Origin of the sequence: Natronorubrum sediminis, from assembly GCF_900108095.1 — an archaeon.
Classification (GTDB): Archaea; Halobacteriota; Halobacteria; order Halobacteriales; family Natrialbaceae; genus Natronorubrum; species Natronorubrum sediminis.
This window is the reverse complement of the sequence record NZ_FNWL01000006.1, coordinates 128,268-147,048: the sequence shown is the minus strand read 5'-3', so window position 1 is coordinate 147,048 and position 18,781 is coordinate 128,268. Positions and strand designations below refer to the sequence as shown.

Genomic DNA, 18,781 nt, shown 5'->3' with positions numbered 1-18,781 from the left:
GAACGCCTTCCCATCACGTTCCATCCACTGTACGCGTATTCGAGTAGTCAGTGAACTTAGGTTGCATCGGCGATCGCTTCCATCGTTGTACGCTTTTCGTATTCATTCATTTTATTGACAAAGCCGATACGAACGGCATCGACACCATCGATCGATGCATACTTTTCGACCCACTCACGAACGTAGTCGGGCGTTCCCGCAGCCCCCAGTTCGTCAAGGACTTCGTCCGGAAGCGCGGCGGCCATAGCATCAGTGTCACGTTCTTCCCAAGCTGCCCGAATTTCCTCGACGACGCCTGGGTAACCCTGCTCGGCGACCGAGTTACCATAGTATGGTCCGTACGCTCCCAGCAGGAATGCGAATGTACTACGGGCTTTCGATCGGGCGGTCTCACGATCCTCACTCGCGATACAGCGGACGATCGGTGCGACTCGTAAGTCAGAAAGGTTTTTGCCAGCGAGTTCGGCTCCACGTTCGAGGTCTTCGAGTCGCTCCTCGAGACCAGCTTTCGTGAACAGTTGCGGGGCCCATCCATCTCCGAAGCGGCCAGCCATCTCGGTGGCTTTCGGACCGAGGGTCGCGACGTCAATCGGCGGCGGATTCTCTGGCACCCCGCGATCATAGTTGAGCCCGGCGATGTCAAAAATCTCGCCTTCATACGCAGGATTTCCGTTGTCGTAGACAGCGCGGATCACCTCAATCGTCTCACGAGTTCGTCGCAGTGGCCGATCGAACTCGAGGCCGTGCCAGCGTTCGGTGATTGCGGGCGAACTCGGCCCGAGACCAAGTCGAAACCGACCGTCGGAAGCGTCCTGCAACGTGAGCGCAGTTTGTGCGAGCACTGCCGGTGAGCGGCCGTACGGCGAGATAACGTCGTTCGAGATGCCGAGTTCAGTGGTCCGGTCGGCGGCGAGGGTCAGTGGTGGAACGATGTTCCAGTCCGTTGTCTCACCGACGGTAATACGATCGAACCCCAACTTTTCCGCCTCTGTTGCCCGATCACCGACGTCCTGTGGCCGCTCGTAGTCGTAGAGCCGAATCAGCAGGTCGAGTTCGGTTTTCATGGATCTGTCCTCCATATCGATTGTCGGTTCACTTGTTCTTTCGTCATCGTTCCCCACCATGTAATCCATCTGTATAAATTTCATCTCTCATGGCAGAATAGGGTCATTTGAATCGTTGTGTTGTTTCGCATAGCGGAGTTGGATGGTCGGATTTCACTATGCAGTAATCTCTTTCCCGCGTAGCAAACATCACTCTGATAACGTTTTTAATTAGACATTATGTGCAAATAGACTGTTCGAAAATATTCTATAGTACGCGTACAGTTACCGCTTTACGCGTGTATGTGTATTCGTCTGTTGTCGCCGAGAGTAGAATTCCGTGTTCATAGTTGGGAATTTTTCCCCTCTAATTCCCGGTGATTTCTTTATTGAAACGGTCGTTATTAGGCTATCGCTGCTAGTCACACTCTATCGTGAGTAACAAGCACAAACAAGGGTTTCGACGGACGGACATGCATTTACAGAAATACTACCGTAAATCCACGTCGAAAGTGGGCATTTCGATTGGCACTCATTGACAAACGATGTCTTTACTGTTCATCGAAAAAGTGTCTAAATACTGTCCACATATAATTCTCTCTATTTGTCATATATGTTTAGAAGGCGAGCGTAAACGCCGACTGTTGTACAAAGAAAAGGGGATCGAATCCCTCGAGAGCTGATTCAGGACGGGTCGCGTGGCGAGCAACAGGAACCATAAAGTCGCTTCGGATCGCTGTTAGCGTACAATGACGGACGCTGACGTTCCGCAACTTGTCGAACCGAGTTGGCTCGAGGGCCGTTTACACGAACCGGACTTGCAGGTTATCGACTGTACCGTTCACCTAAATTTCGATCCGGAAACTGGGGCGCGGCGAACTGAGTCTGGTCGTTCTGACTGGGAACAAGCACACATCCCGGGCAGCGTTTTCGTCGATATTCCGACGGACGTTTCGGTGACGGACGACCCGGCGTACCCCTACCAACTTCCGTCGAGCGAACAGTTCGCCGAGGCAATGTCACGTCTGGGCGTCGGTGACGACCGTCGAGTAGTCCTCTACGATTCTACAGGGAATGGGTGGGCCGCTCGCGTCTGGTGGTTGCTTCGGACCTTCGGTTTCACCCGAGCGGGCGTGTTGAACGGGGGGTTTACGACGTGGACCGCCCAGAACCGTCCAGTCTCCGATGATCAGCCGAGTCCGTCTCGAGCAACCTTCACCCCGGACGTTCGGCCGAGGCTGATCGCCGACAAAGATGACGTTCTAGCTGGTATCGACGACGAAGAGTGCTGTTTGATCAACGGATTACGTCCAGCAGATCACGAGGGGAGTGGTCTCGTCAAGTACGGTCGGCCCGGGCGAATTCCCTCGAGTGTGAACGTCCCTGCGGTCGGTGAAACCGCGATTGTCGATCCGGAAACTGCGAGATACCAGTCGCTCGATGAACTTCGTGGCCGGTTCGGCGAAGTTGGTGCCTTAGACGCCGAGCGCGTGATTGCCTACTGCGGCGGCGGAATCGCAGCCAGTAGTGTGGCATTTGCACTGACGCTGCTCAGCGTCGATGATGTCGCCGTCTACGACGGGTCGCTCGCGGAGTGGGGTCGCGACGAGTCGTGTCCGATGGTAATCAATTCAAATCAACGCTCGAGTGAGTGACGGTAGGTCACTCTGTCGGAATCCGGAGAACGAACAGCACGATCAACCCCGCTAACCCGGCGAGAGATAGAAACACCTCGTCGAAGTAACCCCAATCGGCGATCGCACCGAATACCGCTGGGCTCACGGCGGCTATTGCCATTCCACCAGTCCTGATGATGCCGAGTCCGGTCCCTTTTATGTCATTGGGAATACCCTGGATGAGGTGCGACTGTGTGATCGTCCCGCTTCCCAACATGGGGGCGATAAGAATCGTAACGACAACAATTGGGAGCAGGCCGTCGACGAGCGGTAGAACCACGAGGGACGTCCCGGAGATTACCATGACCGTCAGTAGTGAGAGCCGGATCCCGATGCGATCGTAGGCCAGTCCCGATAGCGGCTTGATAGCTACCCCGACGGCGAAAAAGCTCCCAAAGAGTATCCCGGCGGCTGTCGCGGACAACCCCTTCTCTTCGATGAGGTACGTCGGATAGAATCCCGTAAATGTGATCCACACGATCATGTAGACGATGAACGCCGCCGACCCGTACAGGACCGTTCGCTTCCGGAGCGCCGCACCGACGTACCGTATGCTCTCCATGGAGAACGTATCGACTCCGCTCTCTGGGCCCGAGGTGCGTGCGGGCACGTACAGCCATAGCGCGAGCGCGACGGCGACGAACAGCGGGAGCGTGTACGCAAACCCGAACTGCCAGACGACGGCAGCGGCGAGTGCACCGGCGACCGGCGGAAGAAGCGCCTGTCCAGCGTCGGCGGCTGCGAGCACGACACCCACGGTCGTTCCGACACGTTCTGGAAAGAGGTCGTCGAGGGCCGTGTATCGAGCGACTCCGAACAGGGCGATTCCGAGTCCAAGGAGGACCGTCGCGAGAAAGAGGGTGGCTATAGAACCCGAAACGACGATGAATACGACCATCACGGCGGTGACCACCGTACTCACGACCATGATTCGCCCTTCCCCAAACCGATCCGCTAGTATCCCGCCGGGAACCTGTCCCGCTGCGTTCGAAAGCCACAGCACCGTCAGCAACAGGCCCGCCGTTCCGAGGTTTAGTCCGTACGCTGCACGTAGCTCCGGTAACACGACCGGATAGATCATCTGTACGCCGATCAAGAGGAACGAACTGCTCGCGATGGCGAGGAGTGCTTTGCCGTGTCCGTCTCCCTGGACTCCAGAAACGCTGGCTCGTATGCTCGAGTAGATTGCTTTGTGGCTCACGTGATACAAGTAGTTCATAGTGTATCCGAGGAGCATTAATGCTTGTTAACAATTAGCACTTGCCGCGTTTTTGACTCGGTCGCGATTCGTCACTCGTCCGCCGCCCGACGTTCTCCTTCGTGACACCACTTCGTCGAAGACGATCCGAAACGCGTGATCGGGAACGATATGGAATGGCGTTTGAACGCGGTCGTGGACATCCGATGAACGCAACCGAGGAAAATCTGAGGCTGTTTCGCAGTCGGTGGCGGTTCAAGGTTGTCAGCGACCCTGGAACACCGGATCCCTATCCTCGCTAAACGCGCTAACTCCTTCCTCGTGGTCTTCGGTCCCGTATGCGATATTCTGCGCCTGTGCCTCCCGTTCGACCGCCTGTCGAATCGTGCTGCCGTACGACCGATCGATGTTCCGAAGGGAGCGACCAAGCGCGACCGTCGGTCCGGTCGCGATCGATTCGATTAATTCGGTTGCCTTCGACTCAAATTGGTCTGTCCCGTACTCGTGATTGATCAGTCCTAGTTCCTCCGCGTGGTCTGCGCCGATGATCTCGCCGGTAAGCGCGAGCTCTTTTGCGACGTTCCAACCGGTTGCGCGCGGAACCAGAAACGACGTCGCGAAGTCCATCGATAGCCCGACGTTTCGAAACACGAGTCCGAACGACGCATCTTCACTCGCGAGTTGTACGTCACACGAGAGCGCCAGTCCCACGCCAGCTCCGAGACAGTAGCCGTCGATTTTCGCGACGGTCGGTATGTCGGTGTTGTAGATTCGAATCGGGACATGTTCACACAGGTCGACGAGTTCCTGGATTCGGTCTTGGGCGGTGCGAGTCGATTCGTCTCGGTCGGACATTCCACCGACGTCGCCACCGGCACAGAACGCCTTGCCACTGCCCTGGAACACGATGCAGCGGACGTCGTCTCGCTCGTCGATAGCGTCGAGGGCACTCTCGAGTCCTCGCTTGATTTCGTCCGATAGCGCGTTCATTCGGTCGGGTTGGTTGAGCGTGATTGTCGCGATTCCGTCGTCGAACTCCGCTAGTACGGCCTCTGCGGACATACCGCATACGTCGCGGCGGCGGGTGATATACATTGTTACTTCAACGATCCCCTTCGAATTTCTCAGATAGCCGCTCACACAGTTAACTCAAGCTATTTTGGGGTTGGCAGATATGATTGTTGACGCACGTTGCGAAACGGTGTTCCCGTCGAGTCAATGCAGGGCAGTCGCTGAGACCGACGCCGAGAGTATCGATTTCGGCGACCGCAACGAAACTCCGCTGGAAAATCTTGTTCGGGAACGTCGCCCAGGTGATGGTCCTCGATGCTAACCACCCGCTACCATAGCGTCGATGGACTGGGTCGGTTTGTTCTCGTCTCAATGGTCTGTCAGCTATTCCGTGAGACTGCTCTACCGATACACATCCGGTGGCATATCTCCTCCCGTATTGGTGGTTCTAATACTGGTCACGTGACCGCCGTACTGTCTTCTTCTCACAAGAATTAATAGTATGTAGGAGATGATCATGGTATGAGTACACCAGACACGGAAAAGGATGTCAGTGGCGGTACTGACTCCAAGGGCATAAATGATTTTCCCCAGATTCTCCCTCGTTCACGATCTGAGTTGTCCGTCCGGCGATTCGTACGAATACTTCTCTATACCCTAGCTGTAATAACGGTTGTGTGGCACCTGTATTACGCTTCGAGCGGGCGAATGCCACGGTCGCAGCACGCGAATATCCATCTGGGATTGATGCTTTCTGTGTTCTATCTTGCCAGCATTAATTTCTCACCTAGTGGAGTGAGAGACAAGGTGGACAACGCGATCTCTGCCGGTCTGTTCGTTACGATACTCGCGACGACGGCCTACGTTCACGTTCATTACTGGCGATGGCTACGCCAGGCGCGCGAGCAGTACATCTACACGAACGTAGATGTCTTAGTCGGGGCAGTAATCATGCTCATAACGATCCACGCGACGTGGAAAGCGTACGGGAAGCTACTTGGTTTCGTCACGGTCGGTGCGATCGGCTACGGTTACTTTGGGCCGGTATTCCCTGGTATTCTCAACCACGGCGGCTTCGACATCGAGACTATCATTTACAGCAATTCGGTCGCGCTAAACGGAGTTTACGGCTTTCTGCTCGGAGTTGGTGCAACCTGGGTCGTGATCTTCATTTTGTTCGCGGGAATCATCGAATCCTACGGTGGAATGGACTACGTCATTAAAATTGGTCGGTCGGTCGGGAGGCGTATCTCCTCGGGAATCCCACAGGTTGCAATCGTCTCGAGTATGTTAATGGGGTCGATAACGGGCAGTTCAGCGGCCAACGTCGCGACGACCGGGTCGTTCACGATTCCGTTGATGCAGGACAACAGGGTGGGGGATAAGTACGCCGCGTCAATCGAATCGATCGCCAGCACTGGCGGGCAGATTCTCCCACCGGTTATGGGGTCCGCAGCGTTCTTAATGGCAGACCTTATCGGCGTCTCGTTCGTGGATATTATACAGGCAGCTATCCTTCCGGCGGTGTTGTTCTACATCGGAATGGCGTTCGTCGTTCACCTCTCGGCTCACCGATACGGTTGGTTGCTCCGTGAAGGCGACATTGCAGACGTACCCGACGAGGAACGCGTTGGTCCCGTCGAAATGCTGGTCAGCACCGCACCGTACACGATACCCCTCCTGGTTCTTATCTACACGCTTGTCGTCCTTCGATGGGACCCAATGAGTGCCGGACTGTACGCGATTCTCGCACTGATTCCGGCCGCCCTAATTCGGGATCTCATTCTCGACCCGTCGTCGATGTCGACGGTCAATATTTGGGGCCGACGAACCATCGAAGGGTGCAAGATCGGTGTCGTGAACATGGCACCGCTGACCGCGGTTCTCGCCTCGCTCGGTATCGTCATCCAGATCATCAGCCAAACCGGCTTCGCACTGAGCTTCTCGCTTCAGATGGTCGCCATCGCCGGAGGCGTGTTCTTCGTCGTGTTGTTCCTCGCGATGACTTCTAGCCTTCTGTTCGGGCTCGGCATGCCGACGCCAGCCGCGTACGTCGTCGTCGCCGTGTTGACCGCACCGGGTCTCGTGCAGTTAGGTCTTGGCGAGATCACCGCACACATGTTTGTGTTCTATTTCGCCCTTCTGTCAACGATTACGCCACCGGTCGCCTTGTCGTGTGCGGTCGCCTGTGGTATCGCCGGCGCGTCGTTTTTTGACGTCTGCAAGGAAACGATTCGACTCGGGTTGTTCTCTTTCATGATCCCGTGGGTGTTCGTGTTCAACCAGGAACTCATCTACTGGGACGGAATGACTACCGCTCTCGTCTTCCTTACGTCGTCGGTTGGCATTCTCTCGGTCGTCATCGCGCTAGTCGGTTACGACCTGCAGGCGAAACTCAACTATGCGTCCCGCGCACTGTACCTGGTGTTCGCCTTCGCGATTTGGTTCGTGCCGAATATGACCGTCAAGGTTGGTCTTAGTATCGCGTTTCTCGTCTGGGTTATCGCGGTCTTCAACGAAACGGTACCCAGCCTCGAGAAGATTATCGCTTCCAGGTAGCACCTTTCCGGTTTTTCTCCGTACGCTCTCCCATTGATACCGATCACTTCGAAAGCAGCCGGCGGACCACAACACATTTATTGATTATTTGTGAATCAGTAGCACATGCTCGATGGACTGACAGCGTACGTCACGGGTGGAAGCCAGGGAATCGGACGGCACATTGCTCTCGAACTCGCGGACGCCGGTGCCTCCGTGGCGGTCGCGGCGCGCGGCGACGGGATTTACGACACCGCCGAACAGATCGGGGACGACCAAGCTCTTGCCGTGAAAACTGACGTTACGGACGTGGACTCGATAACCGATTCTTTCGAACGAACCGCCGAGGAGTTCGGCGGAATCGACTGTGTCGTTAACAACGCCGGTATCGGCGGTCCACACAAAACCGTCGAAGAACTCTCACTCGACGAGTGGGAGGACACGCTACGGGTCAATCTGACCGGGGCCTTTCTCGTCAGCAAACACGCGCTCCCGTACCTGAAAGAAAGCAATCAGGCGAGTCTCGTCAATATATCGTCTACCGCCGCGAAAGATCCGTATCCAACACGTACGCCGTACTCGGCTTCGAAAGCTGGAATGATCGGTTTTTCACGGGATCTCGCTTACGAGTGGGGTGAGTACGACATCACCGTCAACACGATTTGCCCGGGTGCTGTTGAAGGCGAGCGTATCGAGCGAATGATCGAGAAGCAAGCAGACAAGCAGAACCTCTCGGTCGACGAAGCGAAACGGAAGCGAATCACGGGAAAACTTCCGCTCGATAGTATCGTTGACCCGGAGGATATCGGCGCGTACGTGGTGTACTTAGCCAGCGATCGGGCCCGAAATATCACCGCACAAGACATCAATATCGATTCCGGCTCGAGACAGGATTAACGAGCAGCCATACGGTGCACCTGCTTCGTGCGCTACGATGGGTTTCGGTGAGGCCGTTTGGAAAATTGTGGCTCGTAGGATTACAGGACACCTTCGTCTTCGAAGAAGTCCTGAGCACCTTCATGCATCTCGACATCGGGGATGTCTGCAGCGGGTTCTGCGAGATTCTCCATGTCTGCCCAGTCACCCGCGAGGTCCTGATAGTCCGCGAGCTCTTCAGAATTGTCACGGATCATCTCGAGGAGCGTGTACATCGTGTCGTTGTCGAAATCCTCGCGAACGTAGACGTTGTACACCGTCGCGACCCACCACTCCTCGTCACGGTCGCCAACGTCTGGACCGGGTGTGTCGTCGACACTGAGGTACTCTCCAGTAACTGGTGCGTCGTCGTCCTGAATACTCTCGACAACGTTGTCGGGCCAGTGGACCAACCACGCATCGTCGTTGATGGAGTACTGCTCTTCGACGTAACTTGGCTGGAGATCGACGTTAATACGAATGTCGCTCACGACGTCCGCCGTCCCTTCTCCGAGTGCAGATCCCTCTTCACCGTAGTCGAGTGCGAGTTCGTCGTAGCTATCGAGGTCGAGAGCGTGCTCGAGATGTGCTTCAGTCATCGTACGCATCGCCGTTCCGACCGGATTTGGATTGACAGCGAGTCCGTCGAGATCCTCCACCGTTTCGGCGGTCTCTTGGTCGGCGGCGGTGAGTCCCCCGTAAATATCGTAATACCAGAACGCCGCTTGAATCTCGCTTTCGAAGGGCTCGTCCTCGTACTCCCCCATTTCGTTGATAATCTCCCACGAGTTGTACGCGTCCGTGTACGCGAGGTCGGCATCGCCCGCGTCGAGTTGACGCATACTCTGCAATGCCCCATCCGATGGTCGTGCGTCGATCGAAATTTCGTCGTGATTGTCGGCGACTGCAGCGAGTCCCGAAGAAAGTTGGTAGGCTGAGGTATCCTCCGTAGAGGTACGCATCTGTAGTTGGTCCCCACCGCCCCCTCCCATACACCCTGCAATCCCTATTGTGCTGGCTGCACCAATTGCTGCAAGCGCTCTCCGCCGGGTTGTTTCTTGATAACCCATAACATGTGGGTGTGTTTTACGACACATATATTTTCCGGTAAACGAATTTTGCCGCCGGTTCCAAGTCCGGTTGCTCGCTCCGCCGACCGCTCTCGAGCGTGTGACTGACGGTCATGATGAATACACTCAAGTGATTTGCCGTCGCTGCTTTTACACGTTCGCGACGGAGCGATGCTGCTCGCTTAGTCGCTTTAGGAAAGCTATGTACGACGATATCCAATACGAAACAAATCGCGGAATCGCGACGATTACCATCGATAGACCGGACGTGTACAACGCGTTTCGCCAGCAAACGATCGCCGAACTCAACGTCGCCATTAGGGAAGCGACCGACGACGATGGAGTGTACGTTATCCTCCTTACGGGCGCCGGCGACGGGTTCTGCGCCGGGGCGGACGTTAGCGAGATGCCGAACTGGCACGAGGAGATGTCGAAGGAGGACTACGCGGGCTACCTCTGGGGCGTCCAGAACGTTGTCAGACAGCTTCGGACGACCGACAAGCCGTCGATCGCCGCTGTCGGAGGGCCGGCGATCGGAGCGGGCTGTGACTTCGCGCTGGCGTGTGACTTTCGCATCGTCAGTCCCGACGCGATCTTGCGCGAGGGGTTCGTCCGCGTTGGTCTGGTGCCCGGTGACGGCGGCGGCTGGCTCCTTCCGCGACTCATCGGCGAGGCGAAAGCGAAGGAGTACCTGCTGACGGGGAAGGACATCACCCCCGACGACGCTGTCAATCTCGGACTCGCCGTCGAAATCGCCGACGAACCGATGGCCGCCTCGCGAGCACTCGCCGATGACCTCCTCGACCTCCCGGCGACCGCGGTTCGACGAACGAATCGGCTCGTTGACTGGCGCAACACCTTCGAGGACTACTGCAAGGACGCGATCGAACACCAGTGGGAGTGCGTCAACGACGACGAACACCACGAGGCGATCGCCGCGTTTCAGGAAAAGCGCGATCCGGAGTACGATCGCGAGTACAGCGCGTAGTAGTACGGTACCATTAGACTGCGGGACCCGCTCGATCGGACTCGAGCGCCTCAGGCGAGATCAGGCAGTCCGTTGCGCTTGACGGCGGCGGCGATCTGGTTCTTTTGAATTTCGTCAGTGCCGGCCGCGAGTCGGCGTCCGCGGGCGAGTCGGTAGAGGTACTCGAGCGGGTGGCCCTGCTGATAGCCGTTGGCTCCGTGAAGTTGGAGTGACGTGCTCGTTACCTCCTCAACCATCTGGCCCGCGTAGAGCTTCGCCAGCGAAGAATCGAGCCGATCCGGTGCCTCCCCGCGATTGTGTGCGCGAACCGCAGCCCGGTGAGTGAGCGCACGCGATGCCTCGAGTTCTTTGGTCATCTCGGCCAGCATCCATTCGACCCCCTGGAAATCGCCGATCTGCTGGTCGAACTGCTCGCGCGTCTGGACGTAGTCCAGTGCTTTGTCGAGGGCACAGCGGGCCCACGCGTTCGCGACCGTCGCACTCCCTAAACGTTCCCAGTTGAGTGCCTGCAACTGATTCTTGAACCCGTCCTTACCGCGAGTGAGAACGTTTTCTTCCGGGACGGCGACGTTTTCCATCCGGAAGTGGGTCTGGTGTTGTTCGGCCATGTTCGCGTAGTGCTGTTCGACGTCTACGCCTTCGGCGTCGAAGTCGACGATGACGGAGCCGAGTCCCTCCGGGAATTTCGTCCAGACGACCGCGGCGCTCGACTGCTCGACGTGGCTGACCCAGATCTTCTCCCCGTTGAGGACGAGCGTCCCGTCTTCGTCTTCCTCGACGTGCGTCCGCATCGACCCGACGTCTGAACCGGCTTCGGGTTCCGAAATCGCGATGGCAATCGCGTCCTCGCCGTCCAACACGGGCGGCAGGTACCGTTCTTTTGCCTCCTCGCTGGCGAACATCTCGATGGCTCGAGGCGCGACCATCTGCTGGTTGTAGAGAAACTCCGCGGTGTCCGGACAGACGCGGCCGACGGCTTCGATCGTGAGAACGGCGTCGAACTCGGTCATCCCACCGCCGCCGTATTCCTCCGCGATATTGATCCCGAGAAACCCCTGCTCGGCCAACAGTTCGACGTTTTCCCACGGCGGACCGTCCCACTCGAATGCCTTGTCGGTGAACTCCCGTTCCGCGAGGTCCTCTAACGACGATACGAGCATCTCCTGCTCTGGAGAGAGCGAAATCATCAGATGCAGATTTCGGATCAGCGCTAATAAAGATGCTCCTCCGTGAGCTGCCGTCTCCGGTTCGAGTGGCGAACGCACACCTTCGCCAATAGATCACGTCCTCCTGCCGCGTCCGACTCCCGTCTGTGCCTCCATGACAATGTTTACGTAGCAGTGCCGAGTGGTCTGGCGCATGGTCGATTCGGAACCAGTATTCATAGCGGGTGCGTACGAGCACCCGACCAGAGAGGCACCTGATAAGTCGACGATGCAGTTACACGCAGAAGTCGCTCGAGATGCAATCGCCGACGCCGGGCTTACGAAGGACGACATTGACGGCTACTTCACCGCCGGAATGCCGTGGTATGACCGCGGCCTCACGCCGCTAGTGATGGCCGATTATCTGGGGCTCAACGTGAGTTACGCGGGGACGACCGACTGGGGCGGGTCGTCCTACGTCGGACACGTCGGCCACGCGATGGACGCGATCCGCAGCGGACGCTGTGACGTTGCGCTCATCACGCTCGCCGGTCGTCCGCGGACCGGCAAAAACGCCGGCGGCGACTCGTTTCACACGTACCAGGATCCCTTCGAAGTGACCTACGGTGCGACGACCGTCGCCAAGTACGCCGTCGCTGCACAGCGTCACATGCACGAGCACGGGACGACGCGTGAGCAACTCGCCGAGATACGGGTCGCCGCATCTCGGCACGCTCAGTACAACGAACACGCACTCTTCCAAGATCCGGTAACTGTCGACGACGTGGTCGAATCGCGGCCGATCGCGGACCCGTTGCACCTTCTCGATTGCTGCGTCGTCACTGACGGTGGCGGCGCGCTCGTCGTCGTCTCCGAAGACGTTCGCTCCGAACTCGAGCGCGAATGCGTCGAGATCCTCGGCCACGGCGAGGCGATCGGCCACCACGAGGCCGGTCGGATCGACCTGACGCATACCGCGGCTCAGGAGTCCGGACCGAGAGCGTTCGAGGATGCGGGTATCGGTCCGGAACACATCGACTACGCGTCGATTTACGACTCGTTTACGATCACCGTTTTGCAGACGCTCGAGGATCTCGGCTTCTGCGAGAAGGGCGAGGGCGGGTCGTTCGTCGAGGGTGGAACCTTGCAGGCGCCTGATGGCGACCTGCCGTTCAACACCGACGGCGGCGGCCTCTGTTCGAACCACCCCGGAAACAGGGGCGGCATGACGAAGGTGATCGAGGCGGTTCGACAGCTCCGCGGCGAAGCGAACGAAGAAGTGCAGGTCGACGCGGATATCGCGCTCGCCCACGGAACCGGCGGAAGCCTCGGGACGAGACACGGTTCTATTACTGCCATCTTAGGGAGGGAAGACCGATGATGGACGCCTGGGAGCCCCGTCCGGTACCATCGGTGAACCCCGAGACGGAACCCTTCTGGTCGGCCGCTGCGGACGGGCGCTTCCTCGTCCGCGAGTGTCCCGACTGCGGACTCGTCTACCACTATCCGAGCGTGCTGTGTCCGGACTGTTTCGCCGACGCCGAGTGGCGAGAGGCGACGGGATCCGGGACGGTCTACTCGTTTGCAATTCAGCGGCACCTCGGCTCCTGGCCGGAAGACGACCTCCCAGCCGTCTTCGCTCACGTGGAACTCGAGGAAGGTCCTCGAGTAATCACGAACATCGTCGACTGTCCGCCAGAAGACGTCGAGGTGGGCATGCCGGTCGAAGTCCACTTCGTCCCGACGGAGAACGACGACGTCGCTGTCCCCGTCTTTGCCCCAGCGACCGACTAACTCGGGTCCATCCTGATGGCCCGAACCCAGTTTGCCCGACCTGCACGGGTCGTTTTACCTCGCCCAATCGCTTTCGGTACTGAATACGAACTCGAGTGGCAACGCGCTGGCAATCGTCACTCGTAGCCGTTCGGGAGCGTATCCCGATAGGCGACACGGTCGACCTTTCCGACGTCAGTTCGGGGAAACGAGTCGCGGCGAACGACGCGTTTTGGCACCTTGTACTCGGCCAGGTTCGCCTCGGCGAACGCTATGATTATCTCCTCGAGTCCATCCACGGTCGCCGTCTCGCCGGTCGGAATTACGTGCGCCTCGAGCACCGACCCGCGTCGCTCGTGTGGCGCACCGACGACGAGGATCTCGTCGATGGTCTCGTGGTCGGACAACACAGTCTCCACCTCGCGGGGTGAGACGGTGTGGCCGGAGACCTTGAGCGTGTCCTTGCGCCGCCCGAGGAAGTACAGGTAGCCGTCCTCGGTCAGCCGCCCCACGTCGCCGGTGTGGAGAAAGCCGTCACCCTCCACCACTTCCTCCGTCGCGTCCGGGCGGTTCAGGTACTCTTCCATTGTCGCCTGCGATCGGACCACAATCTCGCCGGATTCGCCAGCGGGAAGCGCTTCGTTGGTTTCGAAGTCGCGAATTTCGATCTCGACGCCGTAACACGGCTGACCGACGAATCCGGGATCGACTCGCGAGTCGCCGAACGTGTGTGTATCCGTCGTGTGAGTTTCGGTGAGTCCATACCCCGACTCCTGGACGTACGCTCCGGTGAGATCGCGCCACGCGTCGCTCAACTCTTGAGTGAGCGTCGTCCCGAAACTCGAGCAGTTGGTGAACTCGCGGCGATTCGACAGCGACGTGAGGTCGTACTCCCCGATGTCGGAATGGTCGACGAGTTCCTGAATGGACGGGACCGCGAGCCACGTCGACGTTACGTCGTACTCGTCAATCGACGCCAACACGGCGTCTGGATCGTACCGGGCGAGGAGAACCACCTGGCAGCCCGTTATCGGTAGCGCATCGCAGTATCGTTGTTTCCCTGCGACGTGAAACAACGGCATCGTCCCCAACAGCACGTCCGGTTGTCCATAGCCTCGAACCTGCGCAGTCGTCGCGGCCTTGAATAACACGTTCCAGTGCGTGTGGACACACCCCTTCGGCAAGCCCGTTGTTCCGCCCGTATACTGGAGCAACGCCGTGTCGTCGAGGGCGACGTCGGGCAACTCGACCGACCGATCCTCCTCGAGCACGCGTTCGAACGGAATGTCGTCCTCAACCACCGCCTCCACCGGCGATTCGTCGGCGACGACTGAGGCGAGATTGGTGTCGTCGTCATCAGCGAAATCCCCGTACGCGGTTACGACGATGTCGTCGACGTTCGCGTTGGCGCTCGCTTTCCGCGCGATGTCGAGCGAGTCCGTGTGGACCACGACGACCGACGCGCCGCTGTCGTCGAGTTGTCTGGCGACCGCGGGCGTCTTGAACTGCGGGTTGATCGGCGTAATTGTCATGCCGGCCCGTTGGGCGCCGTAGTAGGCGATGAGAAACTGCGGCGAGTTCTGGAGGAAGAGTCCACAGACGTCCCCGGTTCCATATTCTCGTGCACGCATCGACTTCGCGAAGGCGTCGACGGCCGCCTCGAGATCACTCCACGTGAGCGTTCTCCCGTAGAACGTCACCGCAGGCGCGGTGGGTTGCTCTCGAGCGCGGAGTCGGACCAACTCGTGGATCGGTCGCCGCCCGTCGGGAAACGAGAGTCTTCGGGGGAGGTCGTCGGGCCAACTCTCCCGCGTGACCTCGAAGCGTTCGTCCGACGGCGGAAGGTCGTTCACGCGTCGTTCCTCCGGTTCAACAACTCGATCAGCTCGGCGACGGTCTCCGTGTCGTGCTCACCGACGGTCGCGATCAGTTCCCGGGTCCGGTCTTCGACCGCATCCGACGGGACGACGTCGGTCGCGAGCCCGAGCGATCGGGCCCGCTCCGGATCGACTTCCTCGCCGGTCAGTAACAGCTCCGCGGCCGCTCGCCGGCCGACGACCTCGGGAAGTCGATCGGCGGCTTGCGACGACGCGATATCGTACTTCACCTCCGGAATCGCGAACGTCACGTCCTCGCCGAGAACGACGAACTCACAGGACAGCGAAATTATCACCCCGGCGCCGACGAGCGCACCCCGGCCGGCGATGGCGACGGGACCCGGGTGCGTTTCGACCAGCTGGTACACCTCCTGTAGCGTCGCGTGGAGGTCTGGATACTCGCTATAATCTCCGGAGACAATCTCCGTATCCATTCCCGCGCAAGTGACACGGCCAGAGCCCGTTATCACGACTCCGAGCCCCCGTTCGTCGGAGACGCGGGTGAACGCGTCATGGAGTCCCTGGACCATCTCGGGGTTTAGCGCGTTGAGCTTGTCGGGACGATTCAGTCGTACCTCGAGGAGTTCCTCCGACCGATCGAATTCGACGAGATCTGTGGCATTTGTTCGCATGAGGCGAGATTTGACAACGAGATTATTATCTTTTTTGATCCGACTGGCGTTATATCCGACCAACTGTCGCGACAAAATCGACTGCAGGCGGTCCATACCGTTCGATTCGGTGGGGTTAAGTAGCGAGGCGTGCAGCTACCTCTCAATGACGCGTGAGAACGTTCAGCACGTAACCGTACTCGGCTCCGGAAGCATGGGTCACGGGATCACCGAAATCGTCGCGATGGCCGGCTACGAGGTCACAATGCGAGACATCGAAGCCGATATCGTCGAGGAGGGGTATCGGAACATCGAATGGTCCCTCGAGAAGCTCGAGGAGAGCGGTGCACTCGAGGAATCGGCCGACGATGTGATGGCGCGCATTAAGACGGCGGTCGACCTCGAAGAGAGTGTTACGGACGCTGACATCGTCATCGAAGCCGTTCCTGAGCGGATGGAGCTCAAGAAGGACGTCTTCGAGGAGGTTGATCGATTCGCGCCGGATGGAGCTATTTTAGCGTCGAACACTTCGTCGCTCTCGATCACGGAGATCGCAAGCGCGACGGAGCGCCCGTCCGACGTGGTGGGTTTGCACTTTTTTAACCCACCGGTGAAGATGGATCTCGTCGAGGTCATCTACGGTTCCGAGACGACAGACGAGACGGCCGAGCGTGCCTACGAGTTTATGAAGGCCATCGGAAAGGTTCCAATCTACGTTCGCAAGGATGTCCACCGGTTCGTCGTCAACAACGTCCTCGGTCCGTTCCTCGACGAACCACACTGGATGGTCTCAGGCGGTGAAGCGACGATCCAGGAGGTTGACGCCGCGATGGTCCATCGACGAGGGTATCCAATGGGCCCATTCGAACTCATCGACATGACCGGGATCGAAGTCTCCTATCACGTCAGACAGGCCGGTGATATCACCGTTGCACCGTTGATGGAGGAGAAGGTCGAAAACGAAGAGCTCGGCCGAAAGACCGGGAGAGGCCACTACGAGTATGAGAACGGTGATGGACCTGACTACGAGAAAGGTGACGGCGAAGACTTCGATACGCTTCGAGTCGACGCGATGATTATCAACGAGGCTGCTCATCTCATCGGTGACGATGTCGCAACCGCAGACGCTGTCGACACTGGAATGCGCCTCGGCACCGGCTTTCCCGAGGGACCCTGTACGTACGCCGACGAAACGGGCATCGATACTATCGTCGAGAAACTCGAGTCGCTACACGAGGAGTACGGCACGGACAGGTACGAGCCCGCACCGTACCTTCGGGAACTCGTCTCGACCGGCCGAACCGGCCAGGATGCCGGAGCGGGGTTTCACGACTACTGACCTGATGGGGCGTACGCGGATGTAACGATTGGTCGAATGTAACCCGCCGCTTGAGGACACTCCTCTCTTCCTTCGTGCAGCGTCGGTCCGAATGACGGCTACCCCATCGTTGGCATGTTGTCGGTACTGTTTTGGTCCCGCATCCGATATTCATGTCATATGCAGCCATTCGACAACATAGATGTGCTCGACTTGACACAATCAGTCGCAGGTCCGGTATCGACCCAGTTCCTCGGTATGCTCGGCGCGAACGTCGTCAAAGTCGAACCACCAGAAGGAGACGCGTTTCGTAACTTACTGGACGGAGCAATTTTCGCGTCGGTCAACCTCGCCGGCAAGCGGAGCGTCTGTCTCGACCTGAAGAGCGAGACAGGGCAGGCGGCGGCACAGGAACTCGCCGAGGAAGCCGACGTCGTCGTAGAGAGCTTCCGACCCGGCGTCGTCGAGAAGTTCGGGCTCGATTACGAGTCTGTCGCTGAAACCAACGAGGACGTGGTGTACCTGTCGCTCACCGGCTTCGGTCAGGACGGTCCATACTCTGAGTGGCCCGCGTACGATCCGATCATCCAGTCGATGAGTGGACTGATGTCCACGATCGGATACAAGGACCGACCGCCCGTTCGTATTGGTGCGAGCGTGATCGATTGGGGCACCGGTACGACTGCGGCGTTCCTCCTCTCATCGGCGCTTCTCGACCGGGAGAGAACGGGTAAAGGTGAACATATCGACGTCAACCTGTTCGAGGTCGCGACCGCCTGGATGGGCTACTGGGTCGCACACTACACCGGCACTGGCGAAGTCGCCGAGCGATCCGGCACCGGGTTTGCCGGAATGGCCCCCAACGAGGTGTTTCACGCCGCAAACGAGGAGCCGTTCTATCTCAGCGTCGTCAACGACCACTTCTACAAGCGGTTGTGCAAAACCATCGACCGGGAAGATCTCATCACCGACGAACGGTTCGAGACGAACGATCGGCGCTGGGAGAACCGCACCGAACTTCGCGAAATCTTGAACGACGAGTTCAGCGACTACGAGCGGGCGGAACTCTGCGAACAACTCGCCTCCGCTGGTGTTCCGACCGGCCCGCTACAGCACACCGACGAACTCGTCGAAGATCCACACGTCGCCGCTCGAAACATGCTTACCGACTCTCACAACATCTGTACGGATACGGAAGTCAAAACGGCGAACCCACCATTCAGCACGACCAGCGGACGTCCCGACCTCGGTGACCGTCCACCTAAACAGGGGGAACACACCCGCGCCGTACTCGAGGAACTCGGCTACTCGGGCGACCAGATCGAGCGCATGATTGAAGCCGGTACTGCAGGACCGACCGACGAAAGCGAGTAACTACTCCGCTAACACGCCGGTACCGTTTTTGTGTCCGATTGGGAGACGCATACTGCAGGTTTCGTCGCTCCGATCGCTCGGACTGGTTCGGACTCGATCAGATCGTTGAGATAGAAACGCGGTTCCAGTCGCAGGTCGTCCCGGGCGACATCGGTACCGTCCCCGACGTAATCTCGTCGGCCGCTCGTGACGCCGTAGTCGACGACTGGAATGTCGACCGATACACGTTTAGGTTACGAATGAC

The 18,781-nt window shown here is 58.5% G+C and carries 14 protein-coding genes and 1 pseudogene; 8 read left to right on the top strand and 7 right to left on the bottom strand.

Translation table 11 applies throughout. The features are described 5' to 3' along the window. Window positions 1-56: 56 nt before the first annotated feature. Window positions 57-1,064, bottom strand: coding sequence for a TIGR04024 family LLM class F420-dependent oxidoreductase (locus BLW62_RS18175; RefSeq protein WP_090508444.1), 1,008 nt, complete (start codon window positions 1,062-1,064; stop codon window positions 57-59). A gap of 728 nt (window positions 1,065-1,792) precedes the next feature. On the opposite strand from BLW62_RS18175, the gene BLW62_RS18170 reads away from it, so the two are divergent. Continuing rightward, entirely contained in the window at window positions 1,793-2,698 is a 906-nt protein-coding gene (locus tag BLW62_RS18170; protein ID WP_090508443.1) for a sulfurtransferase, read from the top strand. Window positions 2,699-2,705: 7 nt separating this feature from the next. Here the strand turns inward: BLW62_RS18170 and BLW62_RS18165 are convergent, their stop codons facing one another. Next, entirely contained in the window at window positions 2,706-3,938 is a 1,233-nt protein-coding gene (locus tag BLW62_RS18165) for an MFS transporter (RefSeq protein ID WP_090508442.1), read from the bottom strand. A gap of 243 nt (window positions 3,939-4,181) precedes the next feature. Next, entirely contained in the window at window positions 4,182-4,979 is a 798-nt protein-coding gene (locus tag BLW62_RS18160) for an enoyl-CoA hydratase/isomerase family protein (RefSeq protein WP_090508441.1), read from the bottom strand. A gap of 471 nt (window positions 4,980-5,450) precedes the next feature. On the opposite strand from BLW62_RS18160, the gene BLW62_RS18155 reads away from it, so the two are divergent. After that, window positions 5,451-7,487, top strand: coding sequence for a TRAP transporter permease (locus tag BLW62_RS18155; protein WP_090508440.1), 2,037 nt, complete (start codon window positions 5,451-5,453; stop codon window positions 7,485-7,487). A gap of 105 nt (window positions 7,488-7,592) precedes the next feature. Beyond that, window positions 7,593-8,363 carry an SDR family NAD(P)-dependent oxidoreductase gene (locus BLW62_RS18150; RefSeq protein ID WP_090508439.1) on the top strand — a complete coding sequence of 257 codons (771 nt, stop codon included), beginning with the start codon at window positions 7,593-7,595 and terminating at the stop codon, window positions 8,361-8,363. Between the two features lie 80 nt (window positions 8,364-8,443). Here the strand turns inward: BLW62_RS18150 and BLW62_RS18145 are convergent, their stop codons facing one another. Further along, on the bottom strand, window positions 8,444-9,343 hold the full coding sequence (locus BLW62_RS18145; protein ID WP_175459805.1) for a TAXI family TRAP transporter solute-binding subunit: 900 nt from the start codon (window positions 9,341-9,343) through the stop codon (window positions 8,444-8,446). Window positions 9,344-9,653: 310 nt separating this feature from the next. Between BLW62_RS18145 and BLW62_RS18140 the strand changes: the two genes are divergently transcribed. Continuing rightward, a complete protein-coding gene (locus BLW62_RS18140) occupies window positions 9,654-10,439 on the top strand; it encodes an enoyl-CoA hydratase/isomerase family protein (RefSeq protein WP_090508437.1) in 786 nt (261 codons plus the stop codon). A 50-nt stretch (window positions 10,440-10,489) separates the two neighbouring features. Here the strand turns inward: BLW62_RS18140 and BLW62_RS18135 are convergent, their stop codons facing one another. After that, on the bottom strand, window positions 10,490-11,626 hold the full coding sequence (locus BLW62_RS18135; protein WP_090508436.1) for an acyl-CoA dehydrogenase family protein: 1,137 nt from the start codon (window positions 11,624-11,626) through the stop codon (window positions 10,490-10,492). A gap of 172 nt (window positions 11,627-11,798) precedes the next feature. Here BLW62_RS18135 and BLW62_RS18130 point away from each other — a divergent pair, with 172 nt between their 5' ends. Further along, on the top strand, window positions 11,799-12,965 hold the full coding sequence (locus BLW62_RS18130) for a thiolase domain-containing protein (RefSeq protein WP_090508435.1): 1,167 nt from the start codon (window positions 11,799-11,801) through the stop codon (window positions 12,963-12,965). After that, window positions 12,962-13,378: a Zn-ribbon domain-containing OB-fold protein gene (locus BLW62_RS18125; RefSeq protein ID WP_090508434.1), complete on the top strand. Its 417-nt coding sequence runs from the start codon at window positions 12,962-12,964 to the stop codon at window positions 13,376-13,378. Before BLW62_RS18130 ends, BLW62_RS18125 begins: the two co-directional genes overlap by 4 nt. A 116-nt stretch (window positions 13,379-13,494) precedes the next feature. Here BLW62_RS18125 and BLW62_RS18120 read toward each other — a convergent pair whose 3' ends face one another. Both BLW62_RS18120 and BLW62_RS18115 read right to left on the bottom strand, forming a co-directional pair. After that, on the bottom strand, window positions 13,495-15,210 hold the full coding sequence (locus BLW62_RS18120; protein WP_090508433.1) for an AMP-binding protein: 1,716 nt from the start codon (window positions 15,208-15,210) through the stop codon (window positions 13,495-13,497). Further along, on the bottom strand, window positions 15,207-15,866 hold the full coding sequence (locus BLW62_RS18115) for an enoyl-CoA hydratase/isomerase family protein (protein WP_175459804.1): 660 nt from the start codon (window positions 15,864-15,866) through the stop codon (window positions 15,207-15,209). The genes BLW62_RS18120 and BLW62_RS18115 overlap by 4 nt, the downstream gene beginning before the upstream one ends. A 145-nt stretch (window positions 15,867-16,011) precedes the next feature. On the opposite strand from BLW62_RS18115, the pseudogene BLW62_RS18110 reads away from it, so the two are divergent. Together BLW62_RS18110 and BLW62_RS18105 are read left to right on the top strand one after the other, a co-directional pair. Then, window positions 16,012-17,181, top strand: a pseudogene (locus BLW62_RS18110) (3-hydroxyacyl-CoA dehydrogenase); the annotation flags it as partial. A gap of 186 nt (window positions 17,182-17,367) precedes the next feature. Continuing rightward, the gene (locus BLW62_RS18105; RefSeq protein ID WP_342706911.1) at window positions 17,368-18,537 is read left to right on the top strand and encodes a CaiB/BaiF CoA transferase family protein; all 1,170 of its coding nucleotides are present in this window, start codon (window positions 17,368-17,370) and stop codon (window positions 18,535-18,537) included. The last annotated feature ends 244 nt before the right edge of the window (window positions 18,538-18,781 follow it).